The organism is Dokdonia sp. (genome assembly GCF_039945015.1).
Taxonomy (GTDB): domain Bacteria; phylum Bacteroidota; class Bacteroidia; order Flavobacteriales; family Flavobacteriaceae; genus Dokdonia.
This window is the reverse complement of the sequence record NZ_JBDUXP010000015.1, coordinates 82,521-108,166: the sequence shown is the minus strand read 5'-3', so window position 1 is coordinate 108,166 and position 25,646 is coordinate 82,521. Positions and strand designations below refer to the sequence as shown.

The 25,646-nt window shown below is 34.1% G+C and carries 26 protein-coding genes; 20 read left to right on the top strand and 6 right to left on the bottom strand.

Features of this window, described 5'->3' with window-relative positions; all coding sequences use genetic code 11:
* Positions 1–92: 92 nt before the first annotated feature.
* The 16 genes from ABJD27_RS11250 (at position 93) to ABJD27_RS11175 (ending at position 15,884) form a co-directional block, all read left to right on the top strand.
* The gene (locus ABJD27_RS11250; RefSeq protein ID WP_348174171.1) at positions 93–902 is read left to right on the top strand and encodes a class I SAM-dependent methyltransferase; all 810 of its coding nucleotides are present in this window, start codon (positions 93–95) and stop codon (positions 900–902) included.
* Positions 903–1,006: 104 nt separating this feature from the next.
* Positions 1,007–1,522: a hypothetical protein gene (locus ABJD27_RS11245; protein WP_348174169.1), complete on the top strand. Its 516-nt coding sequence runs from the start codon at positions 1,007–1,009 to the stop codon at positions 1,520–1,522.
* A 178-nt stretch (positions 1,523–1,700) separates the two neighbouring features.
* Positions 1,701–2,054 (top strand): hypothetical protein, encoded by a 354-nt coding sequence (locus tag ABJD27_RS11240; RefSeq protein ID WP_348174167.1) that lies wholly within the window; start codon positions 1,701–1,703, stop codon positions 2,052–2,054.
* A gap of 6 nt (positions 2,055–2,060) precedes the next feature.
* The gene (locus tag ABJD27_RS11235; RefSeq protein WP_348174165.1) at positions 2,061–2,270 is read left to right on the top strand and encodes a hypothetical protein; all 210 of its coding nucleotides are present in this window, start codon (positions 2,061–2,063) and stop codon (positions 2,268–2,270) included.
* Between the two features lie 69 nt (positions 2,271–2,339).
* Positions 2,340–2,963, top strand: coding sequence for a hypothetical protein (locus ABJD27_RS11230; RefSeq protein ID WP_348174163.1), 624 nt, complete (start codon positions 2,340–2,342; stop codon positions 2,961–2,963).
* A gap of 140 nt (positions 2,964–3,103) precedes the next feature.
* On the top strand, positions 3,104–3,430 hold the full coding sequence (locus ABJD27_RS11225) for a hypothetical protein (protein WP_348174162.1): 327 nt from the start codon (positions 3,104–3,106) through the stop codon (positions 3,428–3,430).
* Between the two features lie 206 nt (positions 3,431–3,636).
* Positions 3,637–4,185, top strand: a complete 549-nt coding sequence (locus ABJD27_RS11220) for a hypothetical protein (protein WP_348174160.1) — start codon at positions 3,637–3,639, stop codon at positions 4,183–4,185.
* The gene (locus ABJD27_RS11215; protein WP_348174158.1) at positions 4,185–5,096 is read left to right on the top strand and encodes a hypothetical protein; all 912 of its coding nucleotides are present in this window, start codon (positions 4,185–4,187) and stop codon (positions 5,094–5,096) included. The genes ABJD27_RS11220 and ABJD27_RS11215 overlap by 1 nt, the downstream gene beginning before the upstream one ends.
* 163 nt (positions 5,097–5,259) lie before the next feature.
* Positions 5,260–6,237, top strand: a complete 978-nt coding sequence (locus ABJD27_RS11210) for a Gfo/Idh/MocA family oxidoreductase (RefSeq protein ID WP_348174156.1) — start codon at positions 5,260–5,262, stop codon at positions 6,235–6,237.
* A 172-nt stretch (positions 6,238–6,409) separates the two neighbouring features.
* Positions 6,410–7,351 carry a T9SS type A sorting domain-containing protein gene (locus tag ABJD27_RS11205; RefSeq protein ID WP_348174154.1) on the top strand — a complete coding sequence of 314 codons (942 nt, stop codon included), beginning with the start codon at positions 6,410–6,412 and terminating at the stop codon, positions 7,349–7,351.
* A gap of 141 nt (positions 7,352–7,492) precedes the next feature.
* A complete protein-coding gene (locus tag ABJD27_RS11200; RefSeq protein WP_348174152.1) occupies positions 7,493–7,891 on the top strand; it encodes a carboxypeptidase-like regulatory domain-containing protein in 399 nt (132 codons plus the stop codon).
* An 18-nt stretch (positions 7,892–7,909) separates the two neighbouring features.
* Complete coding sequence (locus tag ABJD27_RS11195) at positions 7,910–8,617, top strand: transglutaminase domain-containing protein (protein ID WP_348174150.1); 708 nt, start codon at positions 7,910–7,912, stop codon at positions 8,615–8,617.
* Positions 8,618–8,831: 214 nt separating this feature from the next.
* Positions 8,832–10,253: a PKD domain-containing protein gene (locus ABJD27_RS11190; protein WP_348174148.1), complete on the top strand. Its 1,422-nt coding sequence runs from the start codon at positions 8,832–8,834 to the stop codon at positions 10,251–10,253.
* A 74-nt stretch (positions 10,254–10,327) separates the two neighbouring features.
* On the top strand, positions 10,328–12,016 hold the full coding sequence (locus ABJD27_RS11185) for an alpha-glucosidase (protein ID WP_348174146.1): 1,689 nt from the start codon (positions 10,328–10,330) through the stop codon (positions 12,014–12,016).
* Positions 12,017–12,128: 112 nt separating this feature from the next.
* Complete coding sequence (locus ABJD27_RS11180; RefSeq protein WP_348174144.1) at positions 12,129–13,409, top strand: NAD(P)/FAD-dependent oxidoreductase; 1,281 nt, start codon at positions 12,129–12,131, stop codon at positions 13,407–13,409.
* 504 nt (positions 13,410–13,913) lie between these two features.
* The gene (locus ABJD27_RS11175; protein WP_348174142.1) at positions 13,914–15,884 is read left to right on the top strand and encodes a vanadium-dependent haloperoxidase; all 1,971 of its coding nucleotides are present in this window, start codon (positions 13,914–13,916) and stop codon (positions 15,882–15,884) included.
* A 67-nt stretch (positions 15,885–15,951) separates the two neighbouring features.
* Here the strand turns inward: ABJD27_RS11175 and ABJD27_RS11170 are convergent, their stop codons facing one another.
* The 3 genes from ABJD27_RS11170 to ABJD27_RS11160 form a co-directional block, all read right to left on the bottom strand.
* Entirely contained in the window at positions 15,952–16,599 is a 648-nt protein-coding gene (locus tag ABJD27_RS11170; RefSeq protein WP_348174140.1) for a DUF547 domain-containing protein, read from the bottom strand.
* 44 nt (positions 16,600–16,643) lie between these two features.
* Entirely contained in the window at positions 16,644–17,924 is a 1,281-nt protein-coding gene (locus tag ABJD27_RS11165; RefSeq protein ID WP_348174138.1) for a DEAD/DEAH box helicase, read from the bottom strand.
* A 120-nt stretch (positions 17,925–18,044) separates the two neighbouring features.
* A complete protein-coding gene (locus tag ABJD27_RS11160; RefSeq protein ID WP_348173783.1) occupies positions 18,045–18,800 on the bottom strand; it encodes a Kdo domain containing protein in 756 nt (251 codons plus the stop codon).
* A 225-nt stretch (positions 18,801–19,025) separates the two neighbouring features.
* Between ABJD27_RS11160 and ABJD27_RS11155 the strand changes: the two genes are divergently transcribed.
* Genes ABJD27_RS11155 through ABJD27_RS11140 form a run of 4 tightly spaced genes read left to right on the top strand, consistent with a single transcriptional unit; the run spans position 19,026 to position 23,110 of the window.
* Positions 19,026–20,105: a glycosyltransferase family 1 protein gene (locus ABJD27_RS11155; RefSeq protein ID WP_348173785.1), complete on the top strand. Its 1,080-nt coding sequence runs from the start codon at positions 19,026–19,028 to the stop codon at positions 20,103–20,105.
* A gap of 12 nt (positions 20,106–20,117) precedes the next feature.
* Positions 20,118–20,678, top strand: a complete 561-nt coding sequence (locus ABJD27_RS11150; RefSeq protein ID WP_348173787.1) for an L-threonylcarbamoyladenylate synthase — start codon at positions 20,118–20,120, stop codon at positions 20,676–20,678.
* A 20-nt stretch (positions 20,679–20,698) separates the two neighbouring features.
* Positions 20,699–22,117 (top strand): HD domain-containing protein, encoded by a 1,419-nt coding sequence (locus tag ABJD27_RS11145; RefSeq protein ID WP_348173789.1) that lies wholly within the window; start codon positions 20,699–20,701, stop codon positions 22,115–22,117.
* A 54-nt stretch (positions 22,118–22,171) separates the two neighbouring features.
* The gene (locus ABJD27_RS11140) at positions 22,172–23,110 is read left to right on the top strand and encodes a transglutaminase domain-containing protein (protein WP_348173791.1); all 939 of its coding nucleotides are present in this window, start codon (positions 22,172–22,174) and stop codon (positions 23,108–23,110) included.
* A gap of 50 nt (positions 23,111–23,160) precedes the next feature.
* Here ABJD27_RS11140 and ABJD27_RS11135 read toward each other — a convergent pair whose 3' ends face one another.
* From ABJD27_RS11135 to ABJD27_RS11125, 3 genes are all read right to left on the bottom strand, one after another.
* Positions 23,161–23,403, bottom strand: coding sequence for a CDGSH iron-sulfur domain-containing protein (locus ABJD27_RS11135; RefSeq protein WP_348173793.1), 243 nt, complete (start codon positions 23,401–23,403; stop codon positions 23,161–23,163).
* Between the two features lie 90 nt (positions 23,404–23,493).
* On the bottom strand, positions 23,494–24,261 hold the full coding sequence (bla, locus tag ABJD27_RS11130) for a subclass B1 metallo-beta-lactamase (protein WP_348173795.1): 768 nt from the start codon (positions 24,259–24,261) through the stop codon (positions 23,494–23,496).
* Positions 24,258–25,616 carry a DEAD/DEAH box helicase gene (locus tag ABJD27_RS11125; RefSeq protein ID WP_348173797.1) on the bottom strand — a complete coding sequence of 453 codons (1,359 nt, stop codon included), beginning with the start codon at positions 25,614–25,616 and terminating at the stop codon, positions 24,258–24,260. Before ABJD27_RS11125 ends, bla begins: the two co-directional genes overlap by 4 nt.
* Positions 25,617–25,646: the final 30 nt, after the last annotated feature.

The window sequence follows — 25,646 nt, the reverse complement described above, 5'->3', positions numbered from 1 at the left end:
TGATGTATCCTTTTTTGTAACAACCTTGATATAAAAATAACCTAACTTAGTACATTCTTCTTCAGTATATTATTAACCTTATTTGCTACGCTATGCTTACCAATATTTTTGCTTTCTTTCTTAAAATTTCTCCACGACTGAAGCGAGCGGTTTGGAAAAAGTTATATCAATATTTAGCCAAGAAATATCCAACAGAGGAGTGGACGTATATGAACTACGGATACGAATCTAGTAACCAATCTACTAAAATTCCTTTAAAAGAGGAGGAAGAACGTGACCGGTATATGATCCAGTTATACCATCATGTGGCAACAGCTGTGAATCTTGTGGATAAAGATGTGGTAGAAGTCGGTAGTGGACGTGGAGGTGGTTCGTCGTACATCAAGCGATATCTTAAGCCAAAGACCATGATTGGAATTGATTATTCAAAAAACGCTATCAAATTCAGTACTAAACAACATTCGGTAGAAGGATTAAGCTTTATTCATGGGGATGCAGAAAACTTACCGTTAACTAATGAAAGTGTGGATGTGGTTGTGAATGTCGAGTCTTCACATTGTTACGGATCCATGAAAAAATTTGTGGAGCAAGTGTATAGAGTACTACGTCCTGATGGACATTTTTTGTTTGCTGATCTACGTTCCTCAAAAGAGATTGATGAACTTGATAAGACGTTCAGTGATGCAGGGTTTGAAGTGCTTAAAAAGGAATTGATTTCGAAGGAAGTGGTCAATGCAATGGATGCTTTTCACGAATTTAAGTTAGCATTCTTTCAAAATATGGTAAAGGGTTGGTTAAAAAAGCCGCTAAATGATTTTGCAGGAGTTAAGGGATCAAACATCCATAAGGAATTGAGTAATGGTACCATGGTATATTATCATTATGTGTTGAAAAAAAGGTAAGACTCCGCTATTTCATTTCCCGACAGGGAATACCAAAAACTGGTATGTTTTTTGTGCTTTACTTTTACTCAAGAGTTACTGTAACGCATTTAAAATCAATTACAATGAAAAACAATACACTTATTTACATCGTACTTTTTGTTTTTATTTTTTTATCCTTTAAAGGGTTTGGACAAAACCAAGAGATTATATCTGATACAGATGCATTTGATTATCTCATAGGAATAGAATATACAGAGGTTTCTGAACTTGATGGGCTTGTCTATACAACGAGAACTGGCAGGAAAAAAGGTGATCTAGAAACTAGTTCTACCAACTTCACTAAGGGAATGTATCAAATTATCACTTCAGAAAGTGTTAGGCATGATCCTACTTCACACAAAAGTGTCTATAAAATACAAGATGTCATTATCTTAAACGGTTCCTACGATTCATGCGGGGGTTGTCTAGTGTCAGATAAGAAAGATCATACAATTAAATCCATTCATCCAAGAGGAGTGAAAAAAAAGGGTTCTGTGCTACTGGCATTTGAAAAGAATATTCTAACTGGAATCTATACACAAGTGGATCCTAGTAAGTATATCTGGAATCAAAAGACCGAACGTTTAGAGCGATTTTAAATAGATTGTATTAATATCGAAAAATTGGTTCTCGTCAGTTTGTACTGGTGAACATTTTTATGAGTTTATAAACTCGTACATATAAAAATCTGGCACTATGTTTAATCGAAAGATTAGTATCTTTCTAAACGCTACAAATTCATACACAAGGCTGTTACAAAAATTCTAATTTCCCTAAATGGAAGTCACTCTTTACAATTTAAAAACATTAAATGAAAATGGTAGAATTAGCTTTTACAGGAATGTAAAAACTTTTGTAAATGATGAGGGTGAATTAATCATTTCATGTTGTGATATTAATAACACTGCAGAAGTAATGTTTGGAGATTCTGGGGTAGAATTTTATTTAACACTAGATAAAGAAAACACAAATAAAGTGATTTCAGAGTTTGGTATTATTAATAGCAAACTGGTTCGTCAAGAATTACTCCATAAACTTGAAAGTGAATTTGGAGGGAAAGATTCTTGTTTTGAAGATGTTATGGAATATTTAGATACAAAAAATATTGATTATCAATACGATAAATGGTAAAACAACATGAACACTTGTAAAACCTGCAATTCAGAGCTTATAAATAAAGAGCTTATTTTTCGTGCTAAAATGAAGAAACTAGATGGTAAACATATTCCAGATCGATTTAAATATGAAGCTTGGTGTCCAACTTGCGAAATCTATTTACTTAAAACGATTCAAGGTCAATATGAAAGTGATTGGGAAATTTCACCCATCAAAAAATCAACATTGTAACAAATCAAAATATAGCATCTTTTCACACACAATTAATCACACAAGGCTGTTGTAATTTAATAGATAAAAATGAAAAAAAATAAAATCATAGTAAGGGCTGAGTCTTACAATCTTTGGTGGGGAATTTATGGTTTTTGTGAAAAGACAGGTTGGGAAGATTTGAATCTATTCTATGAGAATGAAGAACGAATTGGAGCAGTTTGTCTCAATGGCAAAGGTTATTTACGAGCTGGACTTGATGATATAAGAAATGATTCTGAACAAGAGGATTTTGTTGAGGCAATTGAAAAATATTTAGTAGATAATACATGTCATTATTGGTATTACTATGACGATAAGAGCGATGAAGATTTTTATGAAGTACCTTTTGAGGCGCCTAAAAATAACAAAGGAGTAAAACCGAGATTTATAGAGATCTGGCATCCAGATGAAGGAATTGGGATATCAACCATTGAAAACGCAGTAAAAGCATTTGCTAAAAAACATTTAGGAATAGAAGAGTGTGATGTTGAAATCCAAGACGATGAATCTTTTGAAGAATCATTGAAATCATTTGAAGAAAATATAGATCTATTTGGTGATGGATCAAAGATTGAAATAAAATTCACAGATAAGTTAATTGAAGAGCTAAGTCAACATTGGAATAAACCAAAAGACGAAGTAATAAAGAAATTAGAAAATTCAATTAAATAAAAGCACAACACCGTATATAAAAATACTATTTACAAAACCCTCTAATCTGCTAAATTTGACTTATTCCTAAAATAAAAAATCGTCTTTGTGTCAAACTATCAAAAATCGCTTAGGTTTGCACAAATAACCGTTACCGCAATATGGAGCAAGCAGAATTCTTAGAGAAAAATATATTTACTGATTTAAAAAACTTGAATAATGGATTAGACAAAGAGAGTCTTCATTATTTTTCTGAATCGGATTTTGAAATCGTTCTTCAACGTGTTGAACATTTTGGAATTGGAGTTTATCAAATTGAGTCAAGGCTGGATAAGATCTCCAACGCGGTTGCCAAACACGAAGAATTTAAAAAGAAAGCTACTGACCCTCGATGGTACAAAAGAGCATTTCTAACTTCTAAAAAACGCCAACCTGGACTTTCTTATTCTGCGACATATAAAGTTTCGAATAAGCTTTTGGCGAGATAGATCTTGTAATGATTGGAGCAAGACAAAACAAAACCAATGCCTCTCGGTTATACTTGCTTCTCCCACTCTCGACGGTTTCTAATTCTGACATTCTTAACGAATGTATAAACTCATGTATATGAGAATTTGGCTCTATCCAAAAATGTGGTATCTTTTTACTCAATACATTTTATGTGCAAAACCATGTTGCATACTAAATCAAGGATATGTTCTGGAAAAGAAAGCCAAAAATTATTAAAACCTCTGACTCTTATATAAACAATGAAAATCCAAGAGAAGATTTTCCATATTTAGAACGTTCTTGCCAGATCTATATAAGTGAAAAATATCAAGAAATCTTATTTGTTCCATATGGAAAAATGGAATCATGGATGCTTAAAGAGTTAGACGCCGTTGTTGTAAAGAAATGGCCCATGGATTTTGGAGATTTACAAAACACTATACTTACAACATTAGATACGTACGAATACTCTTTGCCTGATCAAGAACCCAATATAAAAAATTGGCATTCTTTTAATAGTAGTAAAGCTAAAACGCAGCGTTCATTCAAGACAGATTATATTAGTATATCGTTAAGAACTGATCTCAAGACCAAATACGGGCAAAAAGAAGTAGAAAGAATAATCGTAGAAACCTCTCCTTTTGACTTAAATAAAGACAGTTATAAGTTAACAGGAACTGCTCATTTAATAGAAACTGGAATAGCGCAGATAGTTTTAGATATATTTCATGCGTGTCTAAAAATTAAAAAATAATGAAGAAATTAATACTATTAATATGTATGGGAATACTAAGTTCATGCTTTGGACAAGAAAATGAAAAACGTATCTATCTAGCTGGATGGGAAGCTGAGTTTAATGGAGATGAAGACTGTCAAAAGTTTATAGAAACTCAGGTTATTGATAAAAAAACAGCGTATACTGTTTGGTCATCTATAGAACTTGTTTTTACAGACAATAAGTTAAGTAAAGCCTATAACCATGAAGAGGGTCAGAAAACAGAACGAAAACTAAACGAAAGTGAAATTGGTCTTGAGTATACAGAGATTCAACCGCATCAAATTTTCCAACTTAATAAATCAAGAAGTTCTAAAAGTTATTTAGGAGGTGAAGCGCCTTCAGAATTTACAACACCAACATTTGAGTTTAATGCACCATTTCAATATTTAGGAAAGTTTTCTAAGTCAGATGAACCCTTTGCGTGGCTTCCTTTTGATTTACATCTAGTAGCTCCTATTTATCTGAATTTTGATAAGCTATATATTGATTATTCTGATCCTATGAATCCTAGAGTAATCGATGTAGAAACATTAAGCGAGACTGACACCTCTTATGATGATTTAAAACCAAATTCTGAAATAGTATATAAGAAAGTATACGTTACAGGGCGGAAATCAAACAATTATAGTAACGGGGTGGCACACACTGGGGTCCCAGCTTGGATACAATACCCAGATATCCCAACCTGTCCGAAATCTAAAAAAACTATGCGTTTTTTATGTCAAATAACAAGTGATGTTGTAGATACAGAGCGTACGAACGTACAACCAAAAGATGAATGGTATAAACAATATTTCAACAATATGAATTTTTGGGGAGATGGAGATTTATATATTTTCTTTGATCCTGAGAGTAAAGTTGCATGTTTTATAATTCAAAATACTTAATAAGCTATTTGATTCCTTTAATAAACCTCTTTCTAGTTAGTGTCCGTTTGTGATGCGTACTTACTATTAACATAAAAATTCAGTGCTATATTTACCTAATAATGTAGTACTTTTTCACACTACATTATTTACACAAAATCGCTAGACGCTATTAGACAAAACAATGAATAAAAAAATTAATTGGGGAATTTTAGGACTAGGCAATATCGCAAAGAAATTTGCAGAAGACTTGCAATTATCAAGTAATTCTGTGTTATATGGAGTTGCTTCCAGAGAGATAAATAAAGCTAAAGACTTTGGTCATATGTTTAACTCTATCAAACATTATGGTTCCTATGAAGCGTTAGCAAATGATCCTGAAATAGATATCATATATATTGCTACACCACATACTTTTCATTTTGAACATGCAATGATGTGTTTAAAAAACAATAAAGCCGTTCTATGTGAAAAACCTATGGGGATAAACGCCAATCAAGTAAAGATCATGATGGAGGAAGCTAGATCTCGGAATTTGTTCTTAATGGAAGGCCTTTGGACACGGTTTATACCTGCTACTGAAAAACTACTTGACATCTTACATAAGAACGTAATTGGAGATGTGCTATTTATTCGTGCTGATTTTGGATTTAAAGGAGATGCTAATCTCGAAAGTAGAGTATACAATAAAAAGTTAGGAGGAGGCTCTTTATTAGATATTGGTATTTATCCAATATATCTAAGTCTTTTACTACTGGGACTTCCCATCGATATAAAGGCAATGGCTCATATGACAGAAACCCAGGTTGATAGTTCTTGTTCTATGTTGTTTAGTTATAAAAATGGAGCCAAAGCAAACCTAGAATCAACGGTTGAAGCAGAAACACCTACAGAAGCTTATATTTATGGAAGTCATGGAATACTAAAACTTCACGGTCGATTTCATCATACAGAGAAAATCACCATTTCGAAAAATAGAGTACATGAAGTATTAGATATTCCATATAAAGGGAATGGGTACATACATGAGATTGAAGAAGTAAATACTTGTCTTTTAAATCAAGAAATTGAAAGTTCAAAACTCCCTTTTAAAACAAGCATGGATTTAATTTCATTAATAGACAAAGTTAAAGAAGAGATTGGCTTAGAGTATGAATCTTAAACAGCGACTAACAACTTGTGAAAACAAAGCTATATCCTAAGTCTTTTTGCTTTCGCGAAAGCGTAAAAAGAATTAATTACAATAGTATCATTAAGAAAACCCATCAAAATCAAGCAAATACAACTATAGATGCTTATTTTTAGGGTAATTATTAATTATTTAAAATAGTCCTATGGGGAAGACTACTTTTACACTAATTACTCTTTTATTTATTGCTACTTTTTCTGTGCATAATACATTTGCCAAAGAAGTCGCTAACGAAAACATTATCATTACTATTTTAGATCAAACAGGATTTGTATGTGACGATGGTATGGGATCCATCACAGTGGAAGCCAGTGAAGGAACTGCTCCATATACCTATAGTATTGACAGTAATACTGCACAATCTACAGGAGCATTTACAGATATTACACCTGGCCAACATACTATTACGGTTCAAGACTCAGATGCTTGCACTGTAACTTTAGATATATTTATAGAAAATGCCTGTGTAGCTCTTATCAAAACTGGTATTTTTAACGACGAGAATAATGATGGTATTGCACAACAAGGGGAAACAATCATCTATACGTTTACGGTTATTAATACAGGAAATGTAGTCTTATCAAATCTAGATGTAGTAGATCCGCTTTTTGAAGTGATAGGAGATCCCATTGATTTCGAACCAGGCGAGTCAGATAACACTACATTTACAACACCATATGTCATTACCGATACCGATATTGAAGCATGTCTAGTAATCAATCAGGCTTTTGCTGTCGCTTTAAATCCTCAAGGCGAAGAGATTATTGATATGTCTGACGATGATTCTTTTGAAGAAGATGATCCTACTATTGTTGATCTTCCTAAAACATTAAGCACTACTTCTCTAATTTTAGAAAATCAAATCAAGATATATCCTAATCCTGCTGTACATACAGTAACAATTGGTAATTCAGCATCAATACCGCTAAAGAATATTACGATTTACGATTTAAAAGGGAGCATTATTAAAACCAACCTCTCATCATCAGAACCTATAAATATTCGTTCTTTACAGAGTGGAGTGTACTTTATCGAGATAAAGAGTATAGAAGAAACTATTACAAAACGTCTTATTGTAACAAACTAATTCATTATTCAGTTCTCATACTAATTTATAGTAAACTCATTGAAATAGTCGTTTCGCTCATTTGATTGTCTTGTTGACTCATTATATCTTTATATTAGGGGTAGGTATTCCTATGTTTGAAGGAAACAAAACACATATATTATGAAAACACAATCTATTTCAATCCATCAGAACGCCTTAAAAACCATAGGACTCTTTTGTCTTGTGATGGCATTTGGACTATTTACAAATCAAATGAATGCCCAAACTCAGACCACAGAGCGTACAGTAACGGGTACAGTAACTTCTACAGACGGGGTAGTACCTTTGGCAACAGTGATCCTAAAAGGAACCAATATTGGTATTTCTTGTGACGAAAATGGGAAGTTTACATTTCCTCAAAAATTAAAAGAAAATGATGTATTAATTATAACCTCATTAGGGTATAAAGATCGAGAAATGAAGATCACAGGAAATACAACATTTATCGAGCCATTTTTAGATGATATTCCGCTTATCATTGTGGGTGCCTTACGTACAAAGCCATCAAATAACAATTAAGAGTAAACTTCTTTTAGGATGAACCGTTTTATTCTTTTAGTATGCTTCACCTTTATAGTGCCTTTGCATGCCCAGCGTAGTGATTTCAATAAAATTGACTTTACAAAAGCTGAGCATATTGCAAATCGGTATAAAGGTGAAGATCTTACTAACTTGCCATTACTTGTTCATCATCTGACTTCTCAACTAGAGACAGATGCAGAGCGTTTTAAAGCGATCTATTATTGGGTAAGCCACAACATTAGTGGTAACTACGACTTAATGCACACTAATGAACGTACACGTAAAAAATTAAAAAACGATCCTGAAGAGTTACAGCGGTGGAATCATCAATTTAAAAAAGAAGTATTTACAAAACTACTCTCTGACAAAGAGACCCTTTGTACTGGATATGCATATTTAATTAAAGTACTGTCTAACCTAGCAGGTTTGGAGTGCACAATTATTCATGGATATGATCTTAACAACAGTGCAAAATCTAATAAACAAAATGGTCCTAATCATTCTTGGAATGCAATAAAACTAAACGGAAAATGGTATTTGTGCGACGCTACTTGGTCTGCGGGATATACAGATATGTCTAACTTTTTATTTGAGTTTGAATACGATAATACCTACTTTTTAATGAAGCCATCTGAGTTTGTAAAAACCCACAAACCTCTAGATGAAAAATGGACACTACTCCCGCTGAGTACTGAAGTACATGATTCTAAAAAAAAATTATAAATAATACCTCTCGCATCATAGTCAAAAATTGAATTCACTTTCACTTAAATTCGTAATCAAAAAATAAGTACACAAATCAAACGTGATGGAAAGAGAACATTCTATCCCGAATGGATCTTAAAAGAGTATAATTTAACACTTTAGAAAAGTTAAAAGGAGTTATATTTTTCAACATCTCCACATTTAAACTTAAGTTTGCCGCTAATCTTTTTTTATGAAAAACTTTAAATACATTATCTTATTATTGGTCTTCGGATGTAGCTCTTCAGATGACAGTCCATTGCCAAATGTCGAAACAGGATCTGCTCCTGTAATTTCATCAATAATTGCTACTACAAATAATGTATTTGCTGGAGACCCTATCAATGTTTCTGCATCTGTAAGTGACCCTGACAATGACATTATCACTTATGATTGGTCTTTTTCTGAAGGAGCTCATGAAAATATCACAAATACTAATGTTATCTGGAATAGTCCAAATAGTGCAGGATCTTTTACTGTAACATTAACCGTTACCGATTCAGAAGACAATACTACAACTCGCTCTGAGTCTATTAATCTAGAACTTACTCCTCAAACTTTCGAAAAGCAGGTTAATGGAGTTTATGCAAGGTTATATACTGAAACAGAAATGCAGTTAATTAATGATCATATATATCATTATTCTTCTGAATATACAGGAAATAATACCGTTAGTAGCACCTTTACATTACGTAAATATGACCTTAATGGAAATGAGATTTGGGATAGATCATATTATACTACAAATGGTTTCCTTACAAATGTTCCTAGGATGTACAGAACAAATAGTGGCAACCTTATAATTAATATAGGAGACGGTGATGTAAGTGAAGTCAATTCTGACGGTGATATTGTTTGGAGTCTTTCTGGTGACTTTATGAGAAACTTTGTAGAATTAGATGATGGGAATTATTTCTTTACAAATTATGTCGCAAATGGCGATTATTATGGTTATAAGATTGTCTCTCCTAATGGTTCCTTATTAAATGAAGGAACTATTGATCAAACTAATAATGTAAGTGCCGTATTAGATCTTGCTAAAGGTCCAGAAAATAATACTCTAATGGCAATTACAAGAGTAACAGACCCCAACAATGAAATGGATATCGCACTAGTAAAATATACTACTTCTGGAGAAATGTTAGATTTTAATTTATTACCCTATAGATTTGCTTTTGGGCAAAGGTTTGTTAAAAATGATATTGATAATTCATACTCGCTCTTTATTAGAAAAAATAATACTCCTGCAAGCGGTAGTAAAATTGTTCATGATAAATTTTCATCTACAGGAGAATTAATTAGTCACAATGAATTTGAATTTGAAAATTACAATGATGTTTTGGATGTAATAGTTTCTAATTCTGGTGAATATCTTATTACTGGACGAATGGGATCAAATGAATCTTTTGCTAGAAGCTTAATGTTTAAATTAAGTATACAGGGTGATTTAGAATGGCAAACAGAATACGGTTCAAATTCTGATCGAATGGACATAGCATCAAGCATTGTTGAATTACAAGATGGTAAACTAGTGGTTGGTGGATCCTATTTCGAACAACCTACAACAGACCTATTCTGTTATCTTAATAAATATAATTCTGACGGTAGTCTATAAAGTAGAGCATAACTCTAAAATTCATTTAAAATCTTTAAATAAAAAACCTATTTTAGTTCATATCTTTTAAAAGTATGACACGTAATTGGTGGAAAGAAGGCATCGTCTATCAAATATACCCTAGAAGTTTTAAGGACACAACTGGGAACGGGATAGGTGATATACAAGGTATCATTGAGAAGTTAGATTACATCGCAAGTTTAGGTATTGATATTATCTGGCTCAATCCAGTGTATGATTCTCCTAATGATGACAATGGGTATGATATACGTGATTATCGTACTATTATGACCGAGTTTGGTACCATGAATGATTTTGACCAACTCCTAGCAGGTATGAAAGCTCGTGGCTTACGTCTTGTAATGGATCTGGTGGTTAATCATTGTAGTGATGAACACGAGTGGTTCAAACAATCTCGATCTTCACGAGAAAATCCATACCGTGATTACTTTCACTGGTGGCCTGCAGAAAAAGGGACTCCTCCAAAACGTTGGAGTTATTTTGATGTAGAAGAAAATGCATGGAAATATGATGCACAGACCAATGCCTATTACCTACATTACTTTGCTGTAAAACAACCCGATCTTAAATGGGAAAATCCTACCGTACGTCAGGAGATTTATGATATGATGCATTTCTGGTTTCAGAAAGGTGTCGATGGGTTTCGTATGGATGTGATTCCATTTATAAGTAAGGACACTACCTATCCAGAGATAGATGCTACAGCGCCTCATGAATTTATTTCCTATTATGCAAATGGACCCAAAGTCCATGAATATCTCAACGAACTTAACCGTGAAGTGATTTCCAAATACGATGCCTTTACTGTAGGAGAAGGTCCTGGAATTGATATCAGGCAGGCACTGGATTTTGTACACGAAGATCGCAAAGAGATGGATATGTTTTTCCATTTTGACTTGATGTCCTTAGATCGTAAACCAGGAGAGGTGTTTACTATGCGAGATGATACTTGGAAACTATCTGAATTTAAAAAGGTATTTAGTGATTGGGATTCCGCTTTCGCGAAAGCGGGATGGGGAAGCTTATTTCTAGCAAATCATGATTTTCCGAGGTCCGTGAGTCGCTGGGGAAACGACAGCCCTGAACATTGGAAAAATAGTGCTACCCTACTCCACACCTTTTTACTTACCATGCGAGGTACTCCCTATTTTTATCAAGGAGATGAAATTGGTATGACCAATGTGCGTTTTACAGATATCGAAGATTACAGAGATATTAATACCATCAATCGGTATGAACACGTAAAAAACAATGGAGGCGATCTAGAAGCTTTTATGAAAAGTGAGCAACACGCCGCACGTGAAAATGCACGAACGCCTATGCATTGGGATGCAACACCATATGCGGGTTTTACAGTTGCCACACCTTGGATACGACTAAATCCTAACTACAATAATGGCGTTTCTGTAGCACATCAGGAAAAGGAAGACTATTCTATCCTTTCTTATTTTAGAAAGATGATTGCTATTAGAAAATCAAATCTTGCCTTAGTGTATGGAGATTATGAATGTCTACATCCAGATCATGAACAGATCTATGCATATACACGTACACTAGGAACTGATCGCTTTTTAATACTCTTGAATTTTAGTGATGATACAATCACCTACACACTACCTCATCACATCACTTATAATCGGATGGTAAAAGTGATTTCCAACGCACGTATCCTAGATGATCAAACCTATAAAGAATTTATGCTAGGCGCATGGCAAGCGGTGGTGTATCGGTTGGAAGATTAGGTGTTATTTACTAAACAAATTGACAAGATAATTAGCAAAAAAGACTCATTAATTAGCTTTTAAAAGAAGAATATCTTTTTACTATTTCGTATCTTTATGTCAAATAATTCATATGAATATTCCCACTATCGATTTGCCTCGAATCGTTGTTATCGGGGCAGGGTTTGCAGGACTTCAAGTTGCAAGAAAAGTAGATACAAATCAGTATCAACTTGTCCTTCTCGACAAGAATAACTATCATACATTTCAACCTTTATTATATCAAGTTTCTTCTGCAGGATTAGAACCCGATTCTATTGCCTACCCTATCCGTAAAATATTACGCAAAAAGAAGAACACCTTTTATAGACTTGCAACGGTACAACATATTGATCCTGAAACTTCCGTATTACAAACAGATATTGGAAATTTAAAATATGACAAACTTGTCATAGCAACTGGAGCAACCAATAACTTTTTTGGGAATGATAGCATTGCGACACATTCTCTACCTATGAAGTCACTTACAGATGCGCTTAACTTGCGGTCTAAGATTCTAGGTAATTTTGAAAAAGCATTAAACACAACAGATCTTGAGTTACGGGAAGAGCTAATGAATTTTGTCATTGTAGGTGCTGGCCCTACCGGTGTCGAACTCGCAGGAGCACTTGCAGAGCTTAAAAACAAAATTCTTCCTAATGATTTTCCAGATTTAGATTTACGTGTGATGAAAATTCACTTGATAGAAGCTGCTCCTAGAGTTCTGGCTCCTATGCATGAACGATCGTCTGAAAAAGCATTTACTGCTCTTAGAAAATTAGGCGTTCACATCTGGACAGAAACCTTTGTCACCGACTATAAAGACAATGTGGTCTCTACCAATGGTCCAGAATCTTTTAGAACAGATACCCTTATTTGGGCTGCTGGTGTGAAAGGAGAATTCCCTGAAGGTATTACCTCTGCAGAAATAGGGAGAGGTCATCGTATCATAACAGATGAATTTTGCAAAATACAAGGTTCTAAGAACATCTATATCCTTGGAGATGCAGGACTCATAAAATCTGAACGTTATCCAGAAGGATTGCCTATGCTAGCGTCTGTAGCGATGCAACAAGGAGCCTATCTTGCAAAAATATTTAATCGCTTGGCGCGAAATAAAAAAGCAATCCCATTCATTTATAATGACAAAGGGTCTATGGCCACTATAGGTCGTAATAAAGCCGTTGTCGAAGTCAGTAAATTTAGATTTCAAGGATTCTTTGCATGGCTGGTCTGGATGTTCGTACATCTTATGTTACTCGTTGGTTTTAGAAACCGTGTGATCGTTTTTGTAAACTGGATGTGGAATTACTTTAGATATAATAACGGTCTTAGACTCATCGTAAGGCCTTATAAACGCCCTGTCAAGGCATAAAAAATTCTTAAAATATTTGACTCTTAGAAATAAGGATGTATAGCTACAGCAGTTATACATCCTTATTTTTTTTAGTAAGTCTATAACGCTTAGTAAACATTGTCAATTCTTCACTTAATACAAGTATAAATTCTATAAATCCTGTATACGCTTTCGCGAAAGCGTATAAAAGTAGTTCATACTCCTTACACAAAAGGGGTAAACACCCCTAAATATCTAGTTAACAATCAAATAAATTTGTTATTCAAATAAAAATCTCTTTTAAAAGAGGTTTTCATAATTCATAAATATAGATAGTTTCAATTTCAATATCAATAAATCTATTCACGTGAATATCAAATAGATAACTGATGAAACTACAGATCTAACCCCAAAAAAACAATATAATTTACTGTAATCTGATTTATCTTTAACATATGTATTATGATGAAGAAAATCAAAATAATTAATTGTCAATAATACAAATACACAGGAAATAATTTATTAACTAAAATCAAAAAAAGAATGAACAATTACAGAAGAGAAGAAGCTCGAGAAAGAAGAAGAAAGGCCGCGCAAGTTGCGTACGACCGTCCACATGTACCACACATTAGTAATGGAGACGAACAATGTTTTAGACATGACAAAGAAAATGCTGAGCGTCATGGTATTTCAAAAGGAGAACCGTCATACTTAATGACCTTTACAAAAGGGATGCCTCATAATAAGAAAACAGGATTGGTAAATACACCACTTAATGTTCAGAAATTTATCAATGCGATAGATAGTGGTGATGAAAGAGACTTTAGAGATACGCCGCTAGGTCGTGAAGAAAATGTAGGGTATGCATGTGAACTTCCTGATTGGTTATCAAAAAAAGCACAGACAGGGAACAATGGAGGACCAGTTGGTCTACGTGCTTGGGAAAGTCAAAGTGCTGGACTTGCATTTGATCTAGAAGGACCAGATGCTCAAGCAGTCACTATGCCTCCTGCACCTCGCCTAGGAAGTGAAGAACTTGAAGGAGAAATGGCGGAGGTATATACACAAGCATTATTAAGAGATGTGCCTTTTCATGCATATACTAATGGAGTTCTGGGATGTGGAGAAGGCTTAGATATCAAAAAAGATATATCACCAGATTATGTGATTGACGCACTTGACACTAAACCAGCTTATGTAAAACAAGTACAGGAGTTTACTAGCAAATTGCAAAAGCTAGATTGGTTTAATGAAAAAGTAAATTTAAAATTAAACGAACAAGAAGAAATACGTAGATGTGATCGTTTATGTCCAACGCCAGCAACTGCTTATAGAGGAATTACTCCTGGTGATGATATAGGTCCTTATTTATCTCAATTCCTCTTGGTAGGAAACACAGGTATTAACGGAAACGATGCTGAGCGTCTGTCAAAAGATGGTTTAATCTCTTATGGAGCTATCTCTGCAGATCAGCGTGTGCGTACTGCAACGCCTGGTAAAAACTATATGCAAACTTGGGAAGAGTGGTTAGATGTACAGAATGCAGCAGCGGTAGGTGCTCTTGAAACATACTTACCTGGTAATACACCTCAAGGACGCCGTTTTATTTATACACCTCGTGATCTCGCTACCTATGTACATTACGATGCTTTATATGAAGCATATTTAAATGCATGTTTAATTCTTTTAGGAAATGGAACAGCATTTGATCCAGGAATTCCTTTCCAAGGAAATGATAAAGTTGATCATCAACAAGGGTTTGCTCATTTTGGCGGGCCACATATTTTATCACTTGTTACTGAAGTTGCGACACGTGCTTTAAAAGCTGTACGTTTCCAAAAGTATAATGTACACAGACGTTTACGTCCTGAAGCATTAGCTGCAAGATTATTCAGAATTGATAATTTACAACACATGGCTCCAGACTTGAGAGAGATGTTTGATAACTTAAAAGAGTGTAAAATCTTAGATGCGGTGGCAGATGAGAATAATGAAGCAGGTAATTACTTATTACCAATGGCTTTTTGTGAAGGATCGCCTATGCATCCTGCATATGGAGCTGGTCACGCAACAGTAGCTGGTGCTTGTGTAACAATTCTTAAAGCTTTCTTTGATCATAAGAGTCTTCTAGAAGTAGTTCCTATAAATGAGTTACGTAAAGAAGATTTTAATGTACTTGAAAAAGTAAAACCAGGACTTACTGAAGATAAGGTTCATCCTTCAAATCTTGCTTATGTTTCTGTAGATGAAGGACAATCATTAAGTGTTGTGCCTGTATTAGATAGCGACAATAAAATTGCAAAACTTACTGTAGAAGGAGAGCTTAACAAACTAGCTTCTAATATTTCTATAGGACGTGATTGGGCTGGAGTACACTACTTTACAGATTACTATGAGTCATTACTTATGGGAGAGCAGATTGCTCTTGGAATCCTTGAAGAACAGAAATTAACATTTGGGGAGAATTTCTCTATGACAGTTCCATTATTTAATGGAGAATCAATAAGAATATAAGCATCACACTATTCTTAATTGATCGAGCGCTATTCATGTATTTGGGTAGCGCTTTTTCTGTAATATTTTATATCCTCCAATCATACTCCTTAAGCGTAACCGCATAGTCGTTATATTTTGGATCTTGTAAAAACAAATCTCCAAAATCCTCCTTATACCATTCAAATAAGGAGGAACAAGAGATCGTTTGATTTTCATTATTTATTATAAACTCTTGTGATATAAAAGAAGCTTTTGCGATTGCAAGTTCTTCTTCTAAGTTTTCTTCTGTATAAAAAGCTATAGCAGGACAAGATTGCGCTCCACAATTTAATGCAAAATGAATTCTATAATCTATCTTATCTACCATATACGTCAACTTAGAATTGCCTGTTTCTATATGGTTTCTAGCATTACGTCGTAAGATTCCGTGCTCTATATCATCCAGTGAAAATGATATTGTTCCTATTTTAAAAAGTGGGTGTTTAAAAAAATGAGGATCTTCCTTCATAGATTGTTTGATCTCATACTGGATAATAGCATAATTGGTCATTCCATTATACACATTGATCCAAAATGTCATCTTTTCTACGTCACTCACAAGAGTAGTAAGATCAACCTCTTTTAGTTGTGCTAGATGTTTCTTTATTAATTCTTGATGAACAACATCTCCATACTGATGCGCATAGCGAGCTATTTTTAAATCTTTAGAAAAAGATCTTGAATCAAAAGTCATTGTCTTATAATTAATAGACTATTAGTCGTAAAACATACATTCACTTACCTTCTTCTATTACGGTTTCTGCCTGATCGAGAATTTGATTTTGAACTGTCTCCTCCTTTTGTATTTCTTGAATTTCGATTTCGTCTAGATTGCTGATGTCTTGATTTATTTTCGGCAGCTCTTGCTTTTAATTCTTCTAGTGTATCTGTAGGTTCAAAACCAGGAACAATATTACTTTCTAGTCGCTCTCCTAAGAGTTTTTCTATGCCTCTTATATATTCTTTTTCATCTATTCCTACAAGTGAGATTGCTTGTCCGCTTGCTCCTGCTCTTCCTGTTCGCCCAATACGGTGTACATAGTCTTCTGGTACGTTAGGCAACTCATAATTTATAACATATGGTAATAAAGGAATATCGAGTCCTCGTGCTGCAATATCGGTAGCAACAAGTACACGTATGGTTCCTTTTTTAAAGGAACTCAATGCTTTAACTCTAGCATTTTGTGTTTTATTTCCATGAATAGCGGCAGATGTAATTCCTGCTTTGCCTAACTTTTCGTTTAATCGATTTGCACCGTGTTTTGTTCGAGTAAAAATAAGTACTTGATCCCAATTTCCTTCTTTAATAAACTTAGTTACCAGTGCCGTCTTTTTAGACTTATCTACACGGTATGTCTTTTGGTCTACTTTTGCCGCAGTTGTATTTTCTGGTGTTGCTTCTACAAGGATAGGGTTATATAACATCGAACTAGCTAATGCCTTAATCTCTTTAGAAAAAGTAGCGCTAAATAATAATGTCTGTCGTCTCTTAGGGACTAATGATAGTACTTTTTTAATATCTCGTACAAATCCCATATCGAGCATACGATCTGCTTCATCTAGTACTAAAAATTCTATTTTAGAAAGAGATAATACTCCTTGGTTTTCTAGATCTAACAAACGTCCTGGTGTTGCAATAAGAATATCTACTCCTTGACGTATCGTACGTACTTGAGGGTTCTGATTTACGCCGCCAAAAATCACGGTAGATCGTATATCTAAAAAGGTACTATATTCTTTTACATTATCATATACTTGTGCCGCTAGCTCACGTGTAGGAGTAAGTACTAATGCTCGTATAGGTCGTCTGCGTTGTGCAGGTGATTTTGCCAATAATTGTAGCATAGGCAAGGTAAACCCTGCTGTTTTCCCTGTTCCTGTTTGTGCCGAAGCAAGGACATCTCTACCATTTAATATAGGAGGTATTGCTTTTTCTTGAATAGGGGAAGGTGTTGTATATCCTTTTTTACTCACTGCTTTGAGTAGGGCATCAGATAAGCCCAATGATTGAAATGACATATGTAGGTCTTAGGAAATGACCATAAATACGTCACTTCAAATGTATGCTACAAAGGTACGCTTATTTTCCTAGGGTTTTATGAGGTATACGCTTTCGCGAAAGCGGACTTAGCTTCCTAATTATCGTTTCCAAAACTTAAGACGTTTCTTAACTCTTTTCTTTCTATGAAATCCTTTTTGAAAATCCTGAACTCCTTGCCACATTGTTTCAAACACAAGACCAGAGTCTTCTCCACTCTCTTTTGCATAGGCGTCTGCCATCACTTTTACATGAGACTCTACAGATGATAATCTTCTAAAATTTGCCATACGGGTTTTAAAATCCATTGGACCAAATTCCATACGATTTAAATCTACCAGATAAAAATCATACCCTTCGTCCTTAATAACAATGAGTGTATTTCCTGGTGAGTGATCTAAGAAGTGAATATTTTTTGCGTGTAAACTATGGGTGAATTTTGCGAAAGCAGAAAGCATAGCTACATCGCCAACATATTCAGAATTTTTGATAAGTTCTCTATAAGTGAGGTCATAAGCAAGATGCTTACTGATGTAATAACTCTTCCCAAATAATGCTCCTCTCTCTTCAAAATAACTAATAGGCTGTGGTGTAAGTACATCATTTTCTAGTAGATGACTTGCATATTCATAGGAACGTCTTGCTTTTGAAGTTCTAAAATAGCGATATGCAATCTTATTAATGACATTAGGGATCTTAAACGATTTTATATTAATCGTTTCTCCATCTAGATCAAATAATTTAAGCGAATTACGATCACGATCATCAAATGGTTTTCCTCTGGATTCAAAATGAGTAACGATATCCAGAATACGATCTGCCTTATCTTGATATGTAGATGCTATAGTATACTTCACATTGCAAAACTACAGTTTATACCAAATAAATCTCAAAATAACTCACATAATTTATTTCTAGCACACTCATATCTCATACTAAACTAAAATTATAACAAAGGCTATGATTTTAGTTTAATACTTATCTGATCACGCTATAACTTAAATTCTGAAGGTGTCATTTTAAAATTCATTAGGTATTATAACACAATGTACAATCAGGAGTTTTCATTTATCTTTGCACGCATGTCAAGAATCCCTTCTATTTTTTTAGAGAGTCATAATATTAAGAATCCGTATTCTGGATTTGGACAGTTTAATTACTGTCTTATAAAAGGGATTTATGAAGCTCAAATCTCTGACTTAGCGTGTACTATTTATGCAAAAAGAACAGCTCCTTTACAAGAAGAGTTTGGGGATTATTTTACCTATAAAAAATACTATACGTTACATAGGCGAAATCCTTTCAGAATTCGCAAGAAATATGACGTTTGGCATTGCCTTAACCAAAATATCAAAGTAGAACCTCATTACGACATCCCATATGTACTCACCGTACACGATGTAAATTTTATAGATGAAGTATCATCAGATTTACAGCATGAGAGTAATGTGCGTTTTCAAGAGAAATTAAACCGAAGTCATGCGATTACATATATATCAAAATATGCGCAGGAATCTACTCATCGATACTTTAATGTTCCTAATGTTCCAGAGCATATCATTTACAACGGAAATCCATTAGAAACAATTACGCTTCCAGAGAATCATACTCCCAAAATAGCTGTAGAAGGTTCATTTTTATATAGTATTGGAGAGTTTAGCGCTCGAAAGAATTTTCATTCTCTTGTAGACATGCTAGCATTACTCCCAGAATATAAACTAGTTCTTTCTGGTAATAATGGGACTGAGTATGCAAGGACTACATTACAGGAAACCATTGAGAAACATCATCTTCAGGATCGAGTAATTCTTACTGGGAAAGTATCTGAGTTTGATAAGCAGTATTATTTACAACAGTGTACTGCCTTTGTTTTTCCATCATTAAGGGAGGGGTTTGGAATTCCTCCTATTGAAGCGATGCGTTTTGGAAAACCAGTTTTTATATCAAATAATACATCCTTACCTGAAGTAGGAGGTACACACGCATTTTATTGGGATACATATGATCCTGAATATATGGCTACTATTGTAAAAGAAGGACTCGAGAAATATTTTAAAAATCAAGAAGTATTGTCAGAAGAGTACATTGCACATGCGCGACGTTTTAGTTGGACTACAGCTGCGCAACAATACATAGAGGTATACAGAAGCCTTACATCATAAGAAAAGAATACTATGAAAGAAGAACATGATAAAACAATCGCGACACTTAAAAGAGGTGGGCTTATTCTCTACCCTACAGATACTGTATGGGGAATAGGGTGTGATGCAACAAATTCGGAAGCTATAGAAAAAGTATACAAACTTAAAAAGCGTGTAGAAAGTAAAGCCTTGATTTGTCTTGTGAGTGATTTTAAAATGCTACAGCAATATGTAGAAGAGATTCCTGAAGTAGCATATGATATTTTAAAATATGCAGCAAAACCGACTACTATCATTTATGATGACCCTATTCGGATTTCTGAAAACTTAATTGCACCTGATAATACGTTAGGGTTTCGTGTATGTCGTAATAAGTTTTGCAATTTCTTACTTAAGAAATTTAAAAAACCTATCGTTTCTACTAGTGCAAATATAAGTGGTGCTCCAACACCTAGAAAATTCAGTGAGATAGATCCTATTATTTTGGAAGGCGTAGACTATATCGTAAATTTGGATCGAGAAAAAAAGAGTCTTTCTCCATCTGCTATTATCAAGTTAAGTACTGATGGAAAAGTCTCTATCATTAGAAAATAAATACTCATAAATACTACAGCATGCCCAAGTACCAAAACGCTATAACATTACCTATTTTTAAAACTATTTCTAAGGCCGCAGACACCTTACAAGTAGAGACGTATGTGATAGGTGGTTTTGTAAGAGATTATATTTTAAAGCGTGGTAGTGCAAAAGATATAGATGTTGTTGCTGTAGGAAGTGGTATTGAACTTGCTCAAAAAGTATCGCAACTTTTACCCAATAAACCCAAAGTACAGGTTTTTAAAACCTATGGAACGGCTATGTTACGTAGTGGTCAAACTGAAGTAGAATTTGTAGGAGCTCGCAAAGAATCTTATACGAGAGATAGTCGTAATCCTATTGTAGAAAATGGAAGTTTACAAGATGACCAAAACCGTAGAGATTTTACTATAAATGCGCTAGCCATACGCTTAAATGATACACAATTTGGAGAACTCATTGATCCTTTTGGAGGGATACAAGATCTTGAAAAAGGAATTATAAGGACTCCACTAGATCCAGATATTACGTATAGTGATGATCCATTGCGTATGATGCGTGCGATACGATTTGCTACACAACTCAATTTTACGATTGAGAAAGAATCTCTTAACTCTATTACACGTAATGCAGATCGTATTAAAATTATCACAAGAGAGCGTATCGTAGACGAACTCAATAAAATTATGGGAAGCAAAGTTCCTTCTAAAGGTTTTTTACTTTTAGAAAAAACAGGATTACTTCCATACATCCTTCCTGAACTTGTTGCTCTTAAAGGGATAGATGAAGTAGAAGGGCAAAAACATAAAGATAATTTTTACCACACTTTAGAAGTAGTTGATAATATTTCTGAAAACACAAATGATGTTTGGTTACGTTGGGCAGCATTACTTCACGATATAGGAAAAGCACCAACTAAGAAGTTTAGTAAAAAAGTGGGATGGACATTTCACGGTCATGAATTTGTAGGATCAAAGATGGTTTATAAACTTTTTAAACGTCTTAAAATGCCACTAAATGACAAAATGAAGTTTGTTCAAAAAATGGTATTAATGAGTTCGCGACCTATCGTTATCTCAGAAGATCATGTAACGGATAGTGCGGTACGTAGATTGGTTTTTGATGCTGGTGATTATATTGAAGATTTAATGACTTTATGTGAGGCAGATATCACAACAAAGAATCCTAAACGTTTTAAAAAATATCACAACAATTTTAAAGTTGTACGTCGTAAGATTAAAGAGGTCGAAGAGCGTGATCATATTCGTAATTTCCAACCTCCAGTTTCTGGGGAAGAGATTATGAAAACTTTTGGACTAGCTCCAGGTAGAGAAATTGGTATTATTAAGGAAGCAATAAAGGAAGCAATTCTAGAAGGTATTATTCCTAATGAACATGAAGCAGCTCAAGTCTTTATGATTAAAAAAGGAGAAGAAATAGGGCTTATTAGGAAATAGATATACTATTTGGCTATAACATCGTTATTAATACTAACGATATTGAGTACTATCATGTTACCTAAGTATTTTGTATACCTATTCTTTTTCTTTTGCTATAGTAGTGTACTATTTGCTCAAAACTTTGAGCAGGTAGATGAACGTGCATTATCATATACAAAACAATTCTCATCACCAGAAGAACTTGCTGGTCAGATTGCAAAAGATTTTAAAACAGATGTAGAGCGTGTAAGGGCTGCTTATACTTGGATTGCCTATTATATTACATACGATATAGAAGAAAGTAATTTCCCCTCATATTCTTATTCAACTGAGGAGGAGCGTTTATGGCGTGAGTTACAATATAGTAAGAGGTTATCCAAAAGAGTGATTTCTAGAAGAAAAGCTGTTTGTCAAGGATATTCTTATCTTTTTAGAGCCGTTTGTACCGCTCTTAATATAGAAACAACTATTGTCACTGGAGCATCAAAAACACTTACAAGAGATATTGGTAAACGATACAATTCTAATCACGCTTGGAATAGTATTATCTTGAATAATCAAAAATACCTTATTGATGTTACTTGGGCTTCGCAAAGAGATCAAAGTAATATTAAATATGTAAATGATTACTACTTTATGACTTCTCCAGAAGATTTTATTTTAAGCCATTATCCAGATAATTATAATGATGCACTATTGAATAAAGTGGTTAGTAAACAAGAATTTTTAAATGCCCCTTTATTACATGACTATGATTCATCTATAGTCAAACTTATACAGCCGCAAAGTGGTATATCCTCTAAAGGAAGCAATACTATATTTACACTTGATGTAGCACACCCAGTTACGTGGGTACAAATTGAAATGGGAAAAGAACATATCAATATAAAAGAGTATACGCATCAAGATAAGAAGCTTCAATTTGATTTTGAGATTCCAAAAGATACTAGAGCAAGAGAAATTACATTATATATTAATGGTATTCCTATCGTAAGTTATGCTTTAAGATAAAAATGGACATATATCTTCATATACGCCCATTTTCATTTTAATTGTCATAATTATGCGTTATGCGATCCATCGCAGTATGGTGGATTCTTTGTTAACTTACACGTGCATAAATATGCAGTTTTTGTTTCTGTAGCTTCAAAACGTAGGTTAGGTGTACTTTCTGCTTCTTTATGAGCTCCATCACAAAAAGGTTGATTATCACTGTGACCACAGGTACACCAAGAGTATTTTTTTCCCGCTTCTAGCTCACATGCAATAGGAGCGTCTCCTCCTCTTTTTTTATTGTCTTCCATATCTTTTTCATTTCCGTAATAACGGAAATAGCATTTTTAGATTAATATAAAATCTAAGATATCAATAAAGACTTTTGGAATTATTCTAAATTAATGGTCTAGACTATCTTTTGCAATAAATAGTCGAGTTGTATAGTCTAGTAATGAAGCATCCCCCCTATTCCCATGACCTGGAATTACAACACGTACATTTGGATATGTTTCTTTAACCTTTTGTACTGTTTCTGGCCATAAAGAAAGATTAGCATCTTTTACATTTCCTTTACCAGCATGTTGGGATTTAATCATACATCCTCCATAAAGTATATCTTGTTCCTTTATATAAGACGTAATATTGTCATCTGTATGTGCAGGTCCAAAATAGGTGTTTTCGACAATTACATTTCCTATTTTTATTTCTTGAGAAGTTTCAAAAGGATGTGTAATTGTCACAGAATATTTGGCAAGGATCGCAGCCGTCTTATCAGAAGCGTATGATGGGATATTTGCTTTCGCGAAAGCGTTAATACCTCCTGCAGCATCTGTATGTGCATGATTAATCACAACACCTTTTACGGTTACTTTTAATTCGTTTTGTATAAAATCAATAAGTTGAGCAGCACTTGTATTATCTACAGGAGTATCAAAAACGATAGCCTCTCCATTAGAAATATAAACATATCCATTACAAGGGTAAAAGTTTGATGTGCCTAACTTTAAATAGGAGATATATTGATAATTATTTTCGGATAGTTTTACAATTTCAAGAGGTCTTATATAGGAATCGGGGTCAAAACGTTGTCTCTCAAAACAAGAACTAAATATCAATAAAAAAATGATACAAGGAATAACAAGTTTTAGAGCGTATAGTTTTTTCATTTCCGTTTATTCCTTTTGTTATAATTCTTATCTCCTCTTGTTTTAGGTTTCTTATATTTTTTTTCAATAGTACGTCGGTAAGAGCCGCCTAAATTAACTTTTTTGTTTTTATCTATTTTCTCATGAAATGCAGGTCCTGGAGCATCTTCATCATTAGAATTTCTACGATGAGGGTTATAGATTTCTTTTGCTTCTGGGCGTTCTTCTGGAGCAAGTTCTTCTGAGATTGCAATAGAGTCTGGCAATGGAGTTTGCGGGACTTTATATTGCATTAACTCTTCTATATCCTCTAGTGCTTTTTCTTCTTTTGGAGTTGTAAATACAAGGGATATACCTTGACGTTGTGCACGTCCTGTCCTTCCAATACGATGCAAATAGTTTTCTGGATAGTTTGGGGTATCCACATTTATTACGTGAGAAATATCATCTATATCCATCCCTCTTGCCATCACATCTGTTGCTACTAAAATACGCACAACACCTTCTTCAAAATCTTTGATACTATTAAGACGATAGTTCTGTGTCTTATTAGAATGGATCACTTCACATTGCTCAGGAAATGCTTCGTCTAGTATTTTAAAAAGACGATCTGCCATACGTTTATCTCTTGTAAAGAGCAATGATTTTGAATATGTCTCTACAGAAGCAAGTTGATCTATAAGGAAGTTTACTTTGGTATAAAAGTTAGGTATTTTATATCCTACTTGTGTAATATTTTCTAGTGGTGTACCACTACGAGCTATTGAGATGCGTTCTGGGTTTTGGAAAAAATCAGAGATCAATGCGTCTACATCATCTGTCATTGTCGCAGAAAACATAATATTTTGTCTACGAGGTGGTAAAATATCAAAGATATTCATCAATTGCGGTCTAAAACCTAGATCTAACATGACATCTACCTCATCTATTACTAATTTTTGAATAGATTTTAATTGTAATACTCTACTTACTGCCAAGTCATATAAGCGTCCTGGGGTAGCCACAATAATATCTAGTCCTTCTGCTATTTGTTTTTTCTGAGTATTGATATTCACACCTCCATATACGCCCAAAACACGGGTGTCTAGATACGTACATAACTTCTCTATCTCATCTACAACTTGTACAACAAGTTCTCTGGTAGGGACTAAGATTAATACTCTAGGGTTATCTTGACGTGAATATGCAAGGCTTCGTAGGATTGGGAGCATATATGCATACGTCTTTCCCGTACCCGTTTGTGCGATACCTACCACATCTCTACCAGACATAACAGGAGAAAAAGCAAGTTCTTGTATGGACGTAGGCTCAGAAAAACCAAGGTCTTCCAGTGCATTCCATAAAAATTTATTGAGATTTAGGTCTTTAAAAGTCATAGTGTTAGAAGCAACGGCAAAGCTAGTAAA